Annotated in this window: 4 protein-coding genes; all 4 read left to right on the plus strand. The window is 69.6% G+C overall.

Going from position 1 to position 17,023, the window contains the following annotated elements:
* The first annotated feature begins 15 nt into the window (after positions 1-15).
* The 4 genes from KGD83_RS12265 to KGD83_RS12280 are packed head-to-tail and all read left to right on the plus strand — an operon-like array spanning position 16 to position 17,010.
* On the plus strand, positions 16-2,844 hold the full coding sequence (locus KGD83_RS12265) for a DEAD/DEAH box helicase (protein ID WP_249352298.1): 2,829 nt from the start codon (positions 16-18) through the stop codon (positions 2,842-2,844).
* Between the two features lie 2 nt (positions 2,845-2,846).
* Positions 2,847-7,889, plus strand: a complete 5,043-nt coding sequence (locus KGD83_RS12270) for an Eco57I restriction-modification methylase domain-containing protein (protein WP_212643886.1) — start codon at positions 2,847-2,849, stop codon at positions 7,887-7,889.
* Positions 7,890-7,891: 2 nt separating this feature from the next.
* Positions 7,892-14,590 carry a DEAD/DEAH box helicase gene (locus KGD83_RS12275; RefSeq protein ID WP_249352300.1) on the plus strand — a complete coding sequence of 2,233 codons (6,699 nt, stop codon included), beginning with the start codon at positions 7,892-7,894 and terminating at the stop codon, positions 14,588-14,590.
* Positions 14,587-17,010: a UvrD-helicase domain-containing protein gene (locus KGD83_RS12280; protein WP_212643887.1), complete on the plus strand. Its 2,424-nt coding sequence runs from the start codon at positions 14,587-14,589 to the stop codon at positions 17,008-17,010. The genes KGD83_RS12275 and KGD83_RS12280 overlap by 4 nt, the downstream gene beginning before the upstream one ends.
* Positions 17,011-17,023: the final 13 nt, after the last annotated feature.

The following is a 17,023-nucleotide window of genomic DNA, read 5'->3' on the forward strand; positions in this document are numbered from 1 at the left end:
AGTGAGGGTCTCCCCTTGACCGCAGAAGCAGACACCGCGCGCACCAGCCCCTTCGCCCCCGGGGCGCGTGTGGAGGTGCGCGACGCCGAGTGGATGGTGCGCACCTGCACCCCCGCGGCCTCCGACGGGTACATGGTCCGCGCGGTCGGGGTCTCGGAGTTCGTCCGGGGCGAGGACGCGGTGTTCTTCACCGGCATCGAGAGCGTCGACCCCCTGGACCCCGAACAGACACGCCTGGTCCACGACGACTCCTCCGGCTACGCGCAGAGCCGCCTGTACCTGGAGTCGGTGCTGCGCCGCACCCCGCTGCCCCAGTCCGAGCGCCGCCTGGCCATGCCCGGCAAGTTCCTGCTCAAGGACCTCGTCTACCAGCAGCGCCCCGCCGAACTCGCCCTGCGGGCCCTGCGCCCGCGCGTGCTCGTCGCCGACGTGGTGGGCCTGGGTAAGACCCTGGAGATCGGCCTGACCCTGGCCGAGCTCATCCGGCGCGGACGCGGCGAGCGCATCCTCGTGGTCACCCCGCAGCAGGTCCTCGAACAGTTCCAGCAGGAGCTGTGGACCCGCTTCGCCATCCCGTTGGTGCGCCTGGACTCCGTGGGCCTGGAGCGCATCCAGCGCGACATCCCCGCCGGACGCAACCCCTTCCTGTACTTCAAGCGCGCCATCATCTCCGTCGACACCCTCAAGAACCAGGGCAAGTACGGCCAGCACCTGCGCAACATGCACTGGGACGCGGTCGTCATCGACGAGTCGCACAACCTCATCAACGAGGGCAACCTGCGCAACCAGCTCGCCCGGCTGCTCGCCGCCCAGACCGACGCCCTGCTGCTGGCCTCGGCCACCCCGCACAACGGCAATTCCAAATCCTTCGCCCAACTCATCCGCCTGCTGGACCCGGCCGCCATCGCCGACCCCGAGAACTACGGCGCCGAGGAGATCGAACACCTCTACATCCGCCGCACCAAGATCCACCCCGAGGTGCGCGCGGAGATGGGCGACGACTGGCCCGAGCGCGGTCCCTCCCTGTCGGTGCGCTGCGCCGCCACCCCCGCCGAGGAGGCCGTCTTCGCCGAACTCGCCCGGGTGTGGATGGCCGGGGACGCCCGTGAGGGCGGACCGGTGGTGCGCGGGAAAGACCATCTGTTTCCCTACACCCTGCTCAAGGCCTTCCTGTCCTCGCACGTGGCCCTGTCCACCACGGTCGCCAACCGGCTCAAGACCATCACGCACAAGGACACCGGCCGCCTCAAGGACGGCGAGGACGAGCGCGAGCACGCTGCCCTGCGCACCCTGGGCGACCTGGCCGCCGAGATCGACGAATCCAGCTCGGCCAAGTTCACCACCCTCGTCCAACAGCTCAAGGAGATCGGGGTCGGTAAGGGAAGTGACACCCGCGCCGTGGTCTTCTCCGAGTCCGTGCCCACCCTGGAGTGGCTGGGCGAGAACCTGCCCAAGGCGCTGGGCCTGAAGGAGGACCAGGTGGCGCTGATGCACGGCGGCCTTTCCGACACCGAACAGCAGCGCCTCATCAGCGACTTCGCCCTGGAGGACAGCAGGGTCCGGGTCTTCGTCACCGGCGACGTCGCCTCCGAGGGCGTCAACCTGCACCGCCAGTGCCACCACCTGGTCCACTACGACCTGCCCTGGTCGCTCATCCGCATCGAACAGCGCAACGGCCGCATCGACCGCTTCGGCCAGAAGCACGAACCCCAGTTCCGCGCGCTCATCCTGGAGACGGCGACCGAGGGCGCGATGGACGACACCTCGGTGGCCGAGAAGCTGCTGCACAGGGAAGCCGAGGCCCACCGCGCCATGGGCACCGCCGAGACGGTCACCGGTCTGCACAACGCCGAGAAGGAGGAGGACCGCCTCGTCCAGGACCTGCTCCGTGGACGCACCGTGGACGAGTCCATCGACGCGACCTCCGCGGACGGCGACGACGGCGGCTGGATCGGCGACATCCTCTTCGGCGACGTGGGCGTGCCCGACGAGGCCGCCGCCCCCGAGCGCGCCCCCGAACCCCAGCTCTTCGACTCCACCGAGCAGTTCGTCCGCGCTGCCCTGGACACCGTCGCCGGTGACGTGGCCGTCGACGACGACGGGCGTATCCTCGCCTTCGAACCGCCCCGCGACCTGGCCGACCGCCTCAGCGCACTGCCCACCGACTACCTGCGCAAGCTCAAGGTGAAGGAGCGCCTGCGCGTCACCTTCGACCGCGACCACGCCCTGAAGCGGCTCGACGAGGCCCGCGCCACCAAGACCACCTGGCCCGACACCGGCTACGTCAGCGACCTACACCCGCTGGTGGAGTGGCTGGTGGACAAGGTGCAGGTGCGCACCCAGCGCAACCAGGCCTGGGTCATCCGGGCGCCCCGGGCCACCGAACCCGTCTTCCTCGTCCAGGGCACCTACTCCAACGAACTGGGACAGCCCACCGTCGTGGAGTGGATGGCCGTCACCGGTCTGCCCGGAGCCCCGCGCGTGGAGGACATGTTCGAGGCCCTCCAGCGCACGGGCGTCGGGTCGGGCATGGTCAACACCGGCCGTGCCGAGGACCTGTCCGCCCTCCAGGAACTGGTGCCCGACGCGGTCCGGGCCGCCCGCGTCCACCTGGCCGAGCGCAGTGCCGCATACGACGCCCGCATCGAACAGGACCTGGCCGCACCCGAGCAGCGGCTGAAGGAGTGGCGGCAGCTCAGCCTGGACGGCCTGGGCGAGGGCCGACAGAAGGAACGGGGACGGGTGCACGACACCGTCGCCGAACAGGAGCGGCTGATGCGCAGGATGCGCACGTCGGGCGAGCCGCTGTTGCGCGTGCTGGCCGTGGTGAAGGGGGAGAACTGAGCATGGGCTACGACTCGCTGGTCAACCGGGGAGAGTACTTCTCCGCCCACTACCTGGCCGAGGTGCTGCCCAAGCACCTCAAGGGCAAGGACGGCCCCTTCAAGGAGTGGGCCGAGCGCGAGAGCGCCGAGAACAAGCTGCCCAGGGAGGAGCGCTCGCCTTGGCCGGTGACCCCGCGCCAGGGACTGCGCCAGCTCAAGGGGCGCTACTTCGCCGACCGCCAGGCCCTCGCCGACTTCACCGAGCGGCTGCGCGAGGGCGACGGAACGCCGGGCCCCGCCGCGGTCGCCGCCCAGACCGAACGCCTGCACGCCCTGCACCGCGACGTGCTCACCGCCCTCGGCTTCACCCCCAAGGACGCGCCCGCCGAGAGCCTCTTCGAGCACGGCGACCAGCCCGTCCCCGTCCGCCTGGCCCTGCACGAGACCACCGTGGCCGCCGTCGAGTGCGGCTGGGCCCCCGACACCGACGCCGCCATGGACCCCGACGGCGCCGGATGGCTCCTGGACCCGGTCGACCTCGGCGGACGCGAGCGGATCACCCTGGGCACCAAGCTGGTGTCCTGGCTCTTCGCCCGCGACGAGAACCTGCGCTACGTCCTCGTCCTCGCGGGCGGCGTGGTCGTCCTCGCCGACCGCTCGGTGTGGGGCGAGGGCCGCTACCTGGCCGTCAGCCTGGACACTGCCCTGGGCCGGGGCGACAACGACGAACTCGGCACCATCGCCGCGCTCTTCGGCGCTCAGGCGCTCCTGCCCTCGGAGGACGGCGGAGCCGAGGCCATAGCCACCCTCGTCGACGCCTCCCGCCAGCACGCCGTGGGCGTGTCCAAGGAGCTGCGCGAGGGCTTGCAGCGCTCGGTCGAGATCATCGCCAACGAGGTCCTGGCCCGGTTGCGCGACCAGGGCGTGGACCCCGAGCGGATCGACACCCGTACCAACCGGACCTTCGCCGACGAGCTGGCCCGCCAGTCGCTGCGCTACCTCTACCGGATCCTGTTCCTGCTCTACGCCGAGGCCCGCCCCGAACTGGGCGTGGTACCCGCCAAGGACGAGGCGTACGTGCGCGGGTACAGCATGGCGCGCCTGGGCGATCTGGTCGTCAACGACCTGGTGGGGGAGGAGGCCCGGGGCAGCACGCACCTGTACCAGTCGCTGGACCTGCTGTTCCGCATGGTCAACGAGGGCCACAACCCGCGCGGGCACGTCCTGGAACAGGAGGAGGCCGAGGGGCTCTCGGAGGGCGACGGGCTGCGCTTCGAACCGCTGAGGGCCGACCTGTTCGACCCCGAGCGGACACGGCTGATCGGCACCCGCCTGCCGCACCCGGACGACGACCCCGACGAGCCGGTCATGGAGCCGCTGGACACCCGGCTGCGCAACGAGGCCCTGCACCAGGTGCTGCGTAGGCTGATGATCTCCCGCGGCACCAGGAGGGGGCGCGGCGGGTTCATCTCCTACGCCCAGCTCGGCATCAACCAGCTCGGCGCGGTGTACGAGGGGCTGATGTCCTACACCGGGTTCATCGCCCAGGAGGAGCTGTACGAGGCGGCCAAGAACGGCGACCCGTCCGGCGGGTCGTGGATGGTGCCGCACTCGAAGGTCGAGGACTACAGCGACGACGTGTGGGTGCGCGTCAAGGACGAGAACGGCAAGTCCACCAAGGAAAGCCCCATGGTGGTCTACAAGCCCGGGTCGTTCGTGTACCGCCTGGCCGGGCGCGACCGGGAGACCAGTGCTTCTTACTACACCCCCGAGTCGCTGACCCAGCTGACCGTGCAGCTCACGCTGCGGGAGAGGCTGGACCAGGACGGGACCACCACCCCGGCGAGGGAACTGCTGGAGTGGACCATCTGCGAGCCGGCGCTGGGTTCGGGTGCGTTCCTGAACGAGGCCATCAACCAGGTGGCGGCCGAGTACCTCAAGCGTGCGCAGGCCGAGCGCGGGGAGGAGCTGGACCCCGAGCGCTACGCGGTGGAACTCCAGAAGGTCAAGGCCTACATCGCCCTGCACCGGGCGTACGGGGTGGACCTCAACGGCACCGCCGTGGAGTTGGCGGAGGTGTCGCTGTGGCTGAACGTGATGTACCCGGGGTTGCAGGCGCCGTGGTTCGGCCTGCACCTGCGGCGCGGTAACTCGCTGATCGGTGCCGGGCGGAGGTTGTACGACCCGGAGACGGTGAAGAAGGGCGAGTGGCTCAAGAGCGCGCCGGTGGATCAGCCGTTCCGGGACGGGGAGATCTCGGAGGGGTACATCCACCACTTCCTGCTGCCCGCACAGGGGTGGGGGAGCGTCGCGGCGGAGAAGGAGGCCAAGGCTCTCGCTCCGGAGGACACCGCGAAGCTGGGTGCTTGGCGGCGCGCGATGCGCCGCAAGCCCAAGACGAGCGGTAAGAACTCGCAGTTCCGGCGTTTGCAGGCGCTGTCGCGAAGGGCTGAGTTCCTGTGGGGGCTGGTGATCCGGCGGCTGGAGCTGTCCGAGCGGGAGATCAGTCGGCGGGTTGATGTCTACGGTGCTGACTGGATCGACCAGCCCGAGCACGCCATCCCGAGGGAAGAGGTGCTCGCGAACCTCACCGAGAAGGGCACCCCGTACTGGCGGCTCAAGACGCTGATGGACGCCTGGTGCGCGCTGTGGTTCTGGCCGGTGCAGAAGGCCGGGCTGCTGGACGGCAGCGACGAGGTGTACCAGCGGCTCGGGAACACTCTGGAGTTGAGCAGCGCTGGCGGTAACGACTCGCTCTTCGGTTCAGCCCGGGAAAGCCTGGACCTGGCGGATCTGGAGAAGTGGCTCAAGTTCGCCGAGGCGCTGCTGGGTTCCCAGGACATCCCGGAAGGGACCCTGTTCAGCGAGATCGAGACTTTGGCTGATCTCGATGCTGCGGAGGACTCTCTCGCCCCTCTCATGGCGATGAAGGATGAATTCCGGCTGGGAGAAAGCTTCCCCTGGCTCCATGAGGTGGAGAACCTCGCTGAGCGCCATGGTTTCTTCCACTGGGAGCTTAAGTTTGCTCACCTCTTCAAGAACCAAGGTGGTTTCGATATCCAGGTGGGGAACCCACCGTGGGTTCGGCCAATCTGGGATGAGGATTCAGTTCTTGCTGAATTGGACCCATGGTTCAAATTGGTGAAGGTGTCTGCTGAGGTTAAGAAGGAACGTAAGAAAGCCTTGATTGATGCCTTCGGTCCTCGTGAGTTCATTCTATCAGAGAAGAACAGTACTGAAGCCCTAGGGCAATTCCTGTCGAGTGAGGCGACCTATCCGTTGATCTCGGGTACGCAGCCAGATCTGTACCGGGCGTTCATGGCGCGTGCATGGGCAGGCATGGCGCAGAACGGAATCGTCGGCCTTCTGCATCCGGACACGCACTTCTACGGTGACCGCGAGGGAAAAATCAGGAGAGAATCCTATCAGAGACTCCGGGTGCATGGAGACTTCGTTAATCCAGGGCACCGGTTCTTCCCTGATCCGGTCGGTGAGTCCACACATTTCGGTGTCCACATCTACGGACGTGAGGGTGATGTGGATTTCGCACATCTGTGTTGGCTTTTCTCTGTTAAGGCCTTGGTCGGTTCCTTTGAGCATGATGGTTCAGGTGACCCGCCCGGTGTTCGATACAGGGGCAAGCTCGATGAACGTCCCCACCGTATGCGGGTGATTCGTGTGACTAACAGTACCTTGGAGGGCTGGCGAGAGCTCTCGGGGGCGGGAGATGCGCCCGTCGGCGAGGTTAAGTTGCTGAATCCGGTTAGCACCGCAGAGGAAGAAGCGATTCGAGTATTGGCTGATTATAAGGTGCGTCTCGGATCTCTTGAGCCTCAGATATCTCCTGGGTATCATGAAAAGGGTGCAAAAAATTCTGGGCTGATCGACTACGATCTCTCCAGTCCGAGAGATTGGTCAGAGGTAGTTCTCAAGGGTATTCAGATTGGCTTGGCAACTTCGTTGTTCAAGTCGCCGACGGCTGGTAGCAACGATGTTCTCGGAATGAACCTTGTTGATCTTCCAGTGGATGCCGTTCCTCAGACTGAGTACAGACGTACTGCCAGCATTGATGCTTTTTTGGATGCTCAGGATCGATGGCTTGATCATGAGTTGCTTAATGAGCGACTTAGTGATTCAGGGCAAGTGGACGATGCTCGGGCTTGCATTGGCTACTTGCTTGATATTGAAGAGGATAGCGTCACGGATATTCAGATCCGGGAAAATTTGGCTGCGAAGTCGATGCGTAGATATGCGGAATTCTATCGTGTTGCCTGGCGGGAGATGGTTGCTCCAGACACTGAGCGCAGTCTCTATGCTTCGATCATTCCTCCGGGGTCGACTCATGTGCATGCTGTCCATAGTGCCATGATGGGAAATTCGCGAAAAACTTCTTTGGTGGCAGGGTTTTGGTCCTCGGTTCCGGTGGACTATTACCTTCGGGTAACTGGAGTTGGTCATTTTAGCGTTTCAAATTCCCGAATGGCACCCGTTGGAAATGTTGGTCACCCTTTGGAGGGCGCGCTCCTGTTGCGGACGCTGCGGCTCAACTGCCTGACTGATGCTTACGTCGAACTCTGGGAGAAGTTGTACGAACCGTCCTGGAGGCAGGAAGCCTGGGCTTGCGCTTGGCCAGGTTTGAGTCCTCTTGGGGAGGTCGGCCCAGGATGGGAGTATCAGACCCCTCTCCGGGACGAACGCTCTCGCCGCTCGGCGCTCGTGGAGATCGATGCGCTGGTCGCGGTCTGGCTTGGCATGGATGTTGACGCTCTGATTGCTGCTTATCGTGCGCGCTTTCCGGTTCTGAACCGTTACGAGGAATCCACATGGTTTGACGCGAATGGTTGGAAGTTGGCCGGTATCCACCGCACCCACGGTCAGATCCAGACCAAGCAGAGCTACAAGCAGTTCCTCGCATACCAGGATGAGGGTGGACCAGTCCCTGAGGGCTACTCCGCGCCCTTCTACAAGGCCGACCGGGAGCGCGAGTACCGCGAGGCACACGCCCACTTCACGGAAATCGTCGAGCGTGCCAAGCGCGACGGCACCTGGGACGGGGAGGTCTGACCATGCAGCCCACGCTCGCCGCCGCCGAGGTCAAGCGCAATATCACCCAGTACCTCTCCACGACCTTCGCGCTCGCTGACGAACCCGTCCGTGAAGGACTCGAAGCCTTCTTCAACGACCCCCGCCAGGGCATCTTCCGGGGCCCCTACCTCCGAGTCCGCACGCCCTTCCGCCACGCCGACGACTCCTGGCACGAGCACCTGGAATGGCGTCCGGCCGGGTTCAAGCCCTTCCTGCACCAGGCCAAGGCCTTCCAACGCCTGTCCACCCTCCACGGCCCCGCCGAACCCACCCTCATCACCACCGGCACCGGTTCCGGCAAGACCGAGTCCTTCCTCATCCCCCTCCTGGACCACTGCCGCCGCGAGCGCGCCGCCGGGAACACCGGCATCAAGGCCGTCCTGCTCTACCCGATGAACGCCCTGGCCACCGACCAAGCCCAGCGCCTCAACGAGTACCTCTCCGACCCGGCCCTGTCCCAGGTCACCGCTGGCCTCTACATCGGCGACACCCCCGAGACCGGCTACCCGCGCGTGACCACCGCCCGCGCGCAGATCCGCCGTCAGCGCCCCGACATCCTCATCACCAACTACAAGATGCTCGACCTGCTCCTCCAGCGCGAGCAGGACCTTCCCCTCTGGAAGGACTCCGCCCTCACCTACGTCGTCGTGGACGAGTTCCACACCTACGACGGCGCCCAGGGCACCGACGTGGCCATGCTGCTGCGCCGCCTGTCCGCCGCCACCGGCAACGCCCGACCGGGCCGCCCGCTGGGCGACATCTGCCCGGTCGCCACCAGCGCCACCCTCGGTCAGGACGGCAGGGACGGCGCCAGCGGCCCCGGAGCCCACACGCCTGGCACCCCCGGCAGCGACACCCCCACTCCGGCCGACCGCATCCGCGAGGTCGCCGCCACCGTCTTCGCCACCGAGTTCGGCCCGGACTCCGTGGTGGGCGAGGACCGCCTGTCCGTCGACGAGTTCATCCCCAAACTCGAATACAAACTGCCGGTCCCCGACCCGGTCGTGGTCGCCCAGATCCGGGACCCGCACAGCGACCCCAGCGCCATGGGCCGGATCATGACGGCCTTCACCGACCGCGACGACCTCACCCCGCGCGAACTCGGCGCGGTCCTGCGCACACACATCCTCACCAAGGCCGTCCTGCACATCCTCGACGGCACGGTTGCGCCGATGGACAGGGTCCTGGAGGAGATCCCGGACCGCGGCGCCTACGCCTGGGGCCGCGCGCTGAGCAGCGCCCCCGAGCACGCCGCCGAGGCCCTGGCCCGCTACGTCGCCCTGCTCTCCACCGCCCGCGATCCCGACGCCCCCGAGGACGGACCCGACCGCCCCCTGGTCACCGTCGAGACCCACCTGTGGGTCCGCTCGGTCTCCCGCCTGCTGCGCGCCGTCGCCGACAGGCCCTCCTTCGCCTGGCACGGAGAGACCCTGCCCGCCCTGGGCGCGGAGACCACCAACGCCGACCTCGGCCGAGCCAACCTGCCCGCCGTGTACTGCCGCCACTGCGGACGCTCGGGCTGGGCCGCCGTCTCGCCGGAGTCCTCGCCCTCCGACCTGGTCACCGACCCCGATAAGGTCTACCGGGGCGCCATCTCCAGCAAGAAGTACGTGCGCCCCCTCATCCGGGCCAGCCGCGCCGAGGCCAAGGAGCGCCCGGCCGGAACCCTGGTGCTCAACGCCGCGGGCACGCACCTGCGCCCCGTGGACGCCGCGGACATCACCAAGCACGAGACCGGACAGCTCGACGGGGTGTTCGTCCTCGCCGACCTCGGCCACACCAAGGAGTCCTTCCGGGCCGCCGAGAACGACCGCTGCCCCGCCTGCGACGCCGACCAGGGCACCCGCTTCCTCGGTTCGGGCCTGGCCGCGCTCGCCTCGGTGGCCGTCACCGAGCTGTTCACCGGTGGGCAGCTCGCCCACGACGGCGAGGTCCCCAAGACGCTGATGTTCAGCGACTCGGTGCAGGACGCCGCCCACCGGGCCGGGTTCGTCTCCAACCGGTCCTACACCTTCTCCGCGCGCGCCCTGCTGGCCTCGCGCCTGCCCGCCGACGGCTCGCCCATCGACCTCAACGACCTCATCGCCGACACCGTCGAGCACGCCGGGGACCCCGCCTACCTGGCGTGCGTGGTCCCGCCGGACATGCACGACCTGCCCGGCATCGACCGGCTGCTGGCGGGGGAGAGCGGCGGAGGCACCCGCGAGTGGGACCTGGTCGGTGAGCGCCTAGCCTTCACCGCCGTGCTGGAGTTCGGGCTACGCTCCCGCCAGGGCCGCACCCTGGAGCTGACCCGCACGGCCGCCGCCCAAGTCCGACTGGACGAGCCCGACCGCATCGCCGCGCTGGCCCGCGACATCCTCCAGCACAGCGGCGACCAGCTCGGCGAGCGCCTCGACCTGTCCGTCTTCCGGGGGTACGTGCGCGGCCTGCTGGAACGCGTGCGCACCCGGGGCGGCATCGGCCACCACTGGCTCGACCCCTGGGTCCACAACGCGGGCACCAAGCGCTTCGGCACCATCTGGGGCCAGCGCCCCGACGGCATGCCCGCCTTCCCCAAGCCCCGGGGCGGCTCCGGCCTGCCCGCGCCGCGCTTCGTCACTGACCAGCGCAAGGAACGCAGCGAGTTCGACTCCATCGCCGGAAGCGGCACCTGGTACCAGGACTGGACCGTGCGCTGCCTCCAGGTCAAGGCCGACACCGTGCCCCGCTACCTGGGACGGCTCCTGGACGTGCTGCACGACGAGGGCCTGCTCACCCGCACCACCGCCGCCGACGGCTCCACCCGGATCTACGGCCTCACCCCCGGGCACGTCCAGGTCCGGGCGCTGACCGAGGGGGACGCCGTCGTCACCGGCGGCCTGCGCTGCCACGTGTGCAACTGGCGCCAGACCGTCCACCCCGACCACAGCGCCGACTGGGAGGCCGCGGCCTGCCCCCGCTACCGGTGCACCGGCCGCCTCACCGTCGACGAGGACCGCCGCTTCAGCGACGACTACTACCGCCGCCTCTACCGGGAGGCCCAGCCCTTCCGGATCACCACCGCCGAGCACACCGGCCAGCTCACCCGCGCCCAGCGCGAACGCGTCGAGGACTCCTTCAAGCGCGGCACCCGCTACACCGACCCCAACGTCCTGTCGGCCACCCCCACCCTGGAACTGGGCATCGACATCGGCGCCCTGTCCGCCGTCCTGCTGGGCTCGCTGCCCACCGGACCGGCCAACTACGTGCAGCGCGCCGGCCGGGCCGGACGCCGATCGGGCAACGCCTTCCTGCTCACCCTGGTCGGCCGCCGCGCCCGCGAGCGGTACTACCTGGAGGAGCCCCTGGACATGATCGCCGGGCAGATCGCCCCGCCCGGCAGCTTCCCCTCGGCGGTGGAGATCCTGCGCCGCCAGTACGCCGCCCACCTGCTCGACCTGGCCGCGCGCGGCGAGCTGACCGGCGTGCCCGCGCTGCCCGGCCGCGCCGCCGACCTGTTCGGCGACCTGGGCTGGCTGCGCGGCTTCACCGAGAGCGCCCTGGCCTCCGGGGACCGGCTGGTCACGGGCTTCCTCGACCTGTTCGAAGGCGCCGGGGCCGAGGTGGACCCCGACGCCGCCGCCCAACTGCGCCACTACGCCACCGCGGGCCTGAAGGAGACCGTCGCCCGCACCGAGGAGGTCTGGGCCGCGCGCCTGAACGACCTGCGCGAACGCGTGGAGACCGTCACCCGCTCCATCGACGCCCTGCTCGACTCCGACAAGGAGCAGAAGCGCCGCAAGCGGGCCCTCCAGGCCGAGCGCACCGCCGTGCGCAAGCGCATCGGCGAGATCGGCCGCACCAGCGCCCACGGCGCCCTGGTCGACCTGGGCGTGCTGCCCAACTACTCGCTCGTGGACGGAGCGACCGAGCTGGAGGCCACCCTCACCTGGGAGGAGCGCAGCGCCGAGGGCGACCGCGACTTCCGCACCGAGGTGCGCGAGTACAAGCGCCCCGCCGCGCGCGCCCTCACCGAGTTCGCCCCCGGCAACCACTACTACGTGCGCGGTTACCGGCACACCGTGGACGGCCTGGACATCGGCTCCATGACCCGCCCCGCCTGGCGGGACTGGCGGGTCTGCCCCGGCTGCGGGTACGTGCGCACCGACAACGCCGCCGCGGACACCTCCCCCTGCCCCCGCTGCGACAACACCGTCATCGCCGACCGCAGCAGCCTGTACCGGGTCCTGGAGCCCACGCGGGTGTACGCCCGCGACCGCCGCGAGGACGCCCTGATCCGCGACGAGCACGACGAGCGCCAGCGGGTCTTCTACGAGACCGCCACGGCCGTGGACATCCCCGAGGACGCGATCGAGCCCGGGGCCTGGCGCCACTCCGGGCGGGTGTTCGGCGTGGAGTTCACCCGCGAGGCGGTCATCCGCCGCTTCAACCTCGGCGCGCTGCGCATGAACCGGCCCGCCACGGTCACCTTCGCCGGAAACGAGGTCACCCCGACCCCGTTCCAGGTCTGCCGCGCCTGCGGCGGCGCCACCGCCGACGAGGCCGTGAACGCCACCAGCAGCCTGCTCGGCAGCTCCTACGACGCCAGGCCCGGCTACCACCGCCCCTGGTGCCCGCAGCGGCGCGGCGACGAGGTCGAACACGAGCGGATCATCCTCGCGCACACGCTGCGCACCGAGGCGCTGCGCATCCTGCTGCCCGTGGCCACCGTGCACACCGCCGAGCGCATCATCAGCTTCAAGGCCGCGCTCATGGCCGGGTTCGCCCGCGTCTACGGCGGCGCCCTGGACCACCTGGCCGCGACCGTGGCCACCATGCCCGACGAGCAGACCGGCCACCGCCGCCGCTACCTGGTCATCCACGACACCCTTCCCGGCGGCAGCGGCTACCTCAACCCCCGCTCCGGGGACGAGGGCATCCGCGAGGTCCTCACCGCGGCCCACCACGTCGTCGCGGACTGCTCCTGCAAGGACCAGGAGGGCAGGGCCGCCTGCCACCGCTGCCTGCTCGCCCACGTCAGCGACCGCGAGTTCCCGCACGCCGACCGGCTGCTCGCCCAGGAGATGCTGGAGGACCTGCTGGAGGACTGGCAGACCGACAGCATCGCCCGCACCGACGACATCTCCCTGTGGGACCAGGTCGAGAGCGAGCTGGAGGCCCGCTTCCTCCAGGCGCTCCAGCGCTGGGCCAAGGCCCCCGACGCGGGGCGCTCCTTCGAGCTGGGCGGCAGGGTCAACGGCCGCCGCAGCGCGGTCCTGCGCCTGATCGGTCCCAACGGCGGCGTCATCGGCTGGGAGGTGCTGTTCCAGAACACGATCAAGGGCACCCGCCCCGACGTGGTCTTCCGCCGCCTGGACACCGGAGGCGACCAGGTCGCCCTCTACCTGGACGGCTACACCTACCACGCCTCGCCCGAGCACAACCGGATCGCCGACGACGCCGACAAGCGCGCCCGCCTGCGCGCCCACGGCATCACGGTCTTCCAGCTCAACTGGGACGACCTGGACCACCTGGACGGCAAGAAGGTCCCGCACCCGGCCTGGGAACCCTACGGGCCCAACGGGCGCAGGCAGGCCCAGGACGCCTACCGAGCACAGGGCGGCGACCCCAGGAACCTGGACGAGACGGTCTGGGACAGCCCCTCCCGGATGCTGTTCTCCTACCTCGGCGACCCCGACCCCAAGGCCTGGGTCCAGCGGGCCACGGCCGCCGTCACCGGGACCATGCGCACCACCGGGGTGGAGCACGCCGGGGGAGGGGCGGTCGAACTCACCCCGCACGTGGTCCCGGCCCTGCGCGGCGCCCCCCTGCCGAAGCGGATCCCGGGCCAGGGCTGCGTGCTCATCCGGGCCACCGACGACGCCGGATGCCGGATGGTCCTGGTCGCCAACAAGGCCGAGGAGACCATCAGCGCCTTCACGGTCCTCGACGACCGCGACGAGGCGCTGACCGCCGACCCCGACGCGCACCGGCGCCGCTGGAAGTCCTGGCTGTACTGGGGCAACCTCGTGCAGTTCCTCACCCGCGAGGGCGGCGACGCCGGCCAGTTCGCGATCAGCGCCCTGGACGCCCTCGACGCCACCGTGCTCTCGGCCGTGGGCGGCGACGGGCTCGACGACAGCCTCGCCCGCCAGCCCTTGGACCCGGCCGAAGCGGAGGAGCTGTTCGGCGACACCCTCGTCAGCACCCGGTTCCAGGAGAGCGGTCTGGAACTGGGACTGGCCACCCTGGCGGCCACCGCCGCCGAGCCGACCCCGGTCCCCTCCGCCACCGGGCCCGGGCCGGAGGTCCCCGCCGACGGCGCCCACACCGTGGAGATCACCGTCGACCCCGGCTGGGACCAGGTCAGGGACCTGATGGAGCCCGACGAACCCGGCCTGGTCACCCTGGCGGGAGAACTGGCCCGGCGGGGCGTCCCCGCTCCGGAGGCGGGTTACGAACTCGAAGGCCCGGGGCTGTGGCCCGCCGAACTGGCCTGGCCCGATCGGAAGGTGGCCGTGCTGCTGTCCGCCGAACTGATCGGCAACGCCGAGGACCGCGCCCGCGGCGAGGAGGCCTACGCCCGGGCGGGCTGGCACGTGCGGGAGGCGAACCAGTGGGATGTGTCGGAGCTGGCCCGGATACTGACCGGTGACGACGGTGACGCTGGCGCGGGCTCCGGCAGGGGCGACGACGACGCGACGACGGTGAAGGGATGAGCGTGCAGGACAAGGCCACGCTGAGGCTGCTGGACAAGGCCGACAAGGAGATCCGCAAACTCCCCCGGAACGTGAAGGGGGCGCTCTACGACTTCCAGTACAAGTTCCGGGAGAACCCCACGGCCCCGGGACTGCACTTCAAGGCGCTCAAGGGACACGACCGGCTCTTCTCCGCCAGGCTCATCCAGGACTACCGGGTGATCCTGTTCCACGTCGGCAACCAGGACTACATCCTCGTCGCCCTGCGCCCGCGCGGGGAGGTCTACGAGCACCTGGACCGGTTCCGCTTCGAGATCAACGCGGTGACCGGCGCCCTGGAGATCTTCGACGTGGTGGCCTCGGCCGAGGCGAGCGCCCCGGAGGAGGAACCGGCTCCCGCCCCCGCCCAGGAGGCCCCGGCGCCACCGGCCCCGGAACCGGCCGCCCCCGCCGAGCCGGTCGAACCGGTCGAGTCGATCGAGGCGGCGAAACCGGCCGACCCGGGCCCCCGCCCCCTCCTGGCCGACTACAGCGAGGAGCAGCTGCGCGAACTGGGCGTGGCCGACGGGCTGGTCTCCCTCGCGCTGACGATCACCTCCGAGAGCAGGCTCCTCGGCCTGGTCGAGTACGCCCCCCGCCACACCGAGGAGGTCCTGCTCGCCCTCGCCGACGGACGCGGCTTCGACGAGGTGATGGAGGAGGTCACCCGCCCGGTCGTCGCCCCCGAGCCCGTCGACACCACCGACTACGCCGCGGCCCTGGCGCGCCCCGCTACCCGGGTCACCACCTCCGACACCGAACTCCAACAGGTGCTGGAGGACGACTTCGCCGCGTGGAAGGTGTTCCTGCACCCCACCCAGCGCAAGCTCGTCGACCGCGTCTACAAGGGCCCGGCGCGCGTGAGCGGCGGCCCCGGCACCGGCAAGACCATCGTCGCCCTGCACCGGGTGAAGTACCTGGTCGAGCGGCTGCCCAAGGGCTTCACCAAGCCCGTGCTGCTGACCACCTTCAACAAGAACCTCGCCGCCGACCTGCGCCGCCGCATGCTGGACCTGGGCGGGCAGGAACTCCTGGACCGGGTCGACATCGTCAACATCGACCAGCTCGCCTCCAGGATCGTCAGCGAGAGCGGCCAGGGCAGGCAGCGCCGCCGCACCGTCAACGACCAGCAGGCCGCCCGCGAGTGGGAGGACATGCTCGTCGAGCTCGGCGAGCAGAACTGGGACGCCGACTTCCTCAACGCCGAGTGGAGCCAGGTGATCCTGGGCCAGAGCGTGCGCAGCCGCTCCGAGTACTTCCGGGCCCGCCGCGCCGGGCGCGGGCAGCGCGTCAGCCGCGCCCAGCGCGCCGAGATCTGGCAGCTCGTGGAGCGCTTCACCATGCGCCTGGAGGAGAGGGGCGTGTGGACCTTCCGCCAGGTGGCCGAGGCCGCCGCCCGGGTGGAGGTGGACCGCGCCGCCAAGATCCGGCACAACCGCGAGCAGGAGGCCAAGCACGGCGGTCCGATGCTGCACCGCCAGGACCAGTCCTTCGCCAGCCTGCGATTCCGCTACGAACACGTGGTCGTGGACGAGGCCCAGGACCTCAATCCCGCCCACTGGACGCTGCTGCGCGCGATGGTCGACCACAAGGACGACGACATCTTCCTGGTCGGCGACACCCACCAGCGCATCTACGGCAACCAGGTGTCCCTGGGCAGCCTGGGCATCAACATCGTGGGCCGCGCCTCCCGCCTGACCCTGAGCTACCGCACCACCCGGGAGATCCTGGGCTCGGCGCTGGGGCTGCTGGGGGAGGAGACCTGGGACGATCTGGACGAGGGTACCGACACCCTGCGGGGCTACCGGTCGGTGCTGCGCGGTCCCCGGCCGGCCTTCCGCGGAGCCGACACCTGGGAGGCCGAGATGCGGGCCCTCGTGGGCCGCATCCGGGCCATCCGGGAGCGCTCGGAGGCCGAGGAGAGGGTGTCCTCCATCGCGGTGGCCGTGCCCACCCGCGACATGGTCGGAGAGGTGGAGCGGGAACTGGTCCGGGCCGGGATCAGCGCCGCCTCCCTGGGGCCGGAGGGGCCGCCGCCCGGCAAGGAGCAGTCGGTGCACGTGGGCACCCTGCACCGGTACAAGGGGCTGGAGTACCAGCACGTGCTCATCGCCGGTATCACCGACGGGCTGGTGCCCGCCGCCCACCTGGAGCGGTACAGGGACAGCGACGGGCCGCGCTACCGCAAGGAGATGCAGCAGGCGCGGTCGCTGCTGTTCGTGGCGGCCACGCGGGCCCGGGACTCCCTGGTGGTGTCCTGGCACGGGGAGCCGAGCCGGTTCCTGCCCCCGAACGCGGCGGAGCTGGCCGCCGAGGCCGAGAAGGCGGAGACGGCGGAGAAGGTCGAGGGCGACGCTTTCGAGGACGGGGGCCTGTTCAAACCCCCGGGCGCGCTGCTGTAGGGGAATGGGATGT

Origin of the sequence: Nocardiopsis akebiae (assembly GCF_018316795.1) — a bacterium.
Taxonomy (GTDB): Bacteria; Actinomycetota; Actinomycetes; order Streptosporangiales; family Streptosporangiaceae; genus Nocardiopsis; species Nocardiopsis dassonvillei.

What these genes read in the sequence shown, in the direction of transcription:
- KGD83_RS12270 (WP_212643886.1), top strand. Translation starts at nt 2,847, where the DNA reads ATGGGCTACGACTCGCTGGTCAACCGGGGAGAGTACTTCTCCGCCCAC.
- KGD83_RS12280 (WP_212643887.1), top strand. Translation starts at nt 14,587, where the DNA reads ATGAGCGTGCAGGACAAGGCCACGCTGAGGCTGCTGGACAAGGCCGAC.
- KGD83_RS12275 (WP_249352300.1), top strand. Translation starts at nt 7,892, where the DNA reads ATGCAGCCCACGCTCGCCGCCGCCGAGGTCAAGCGCAATATCACCCAG.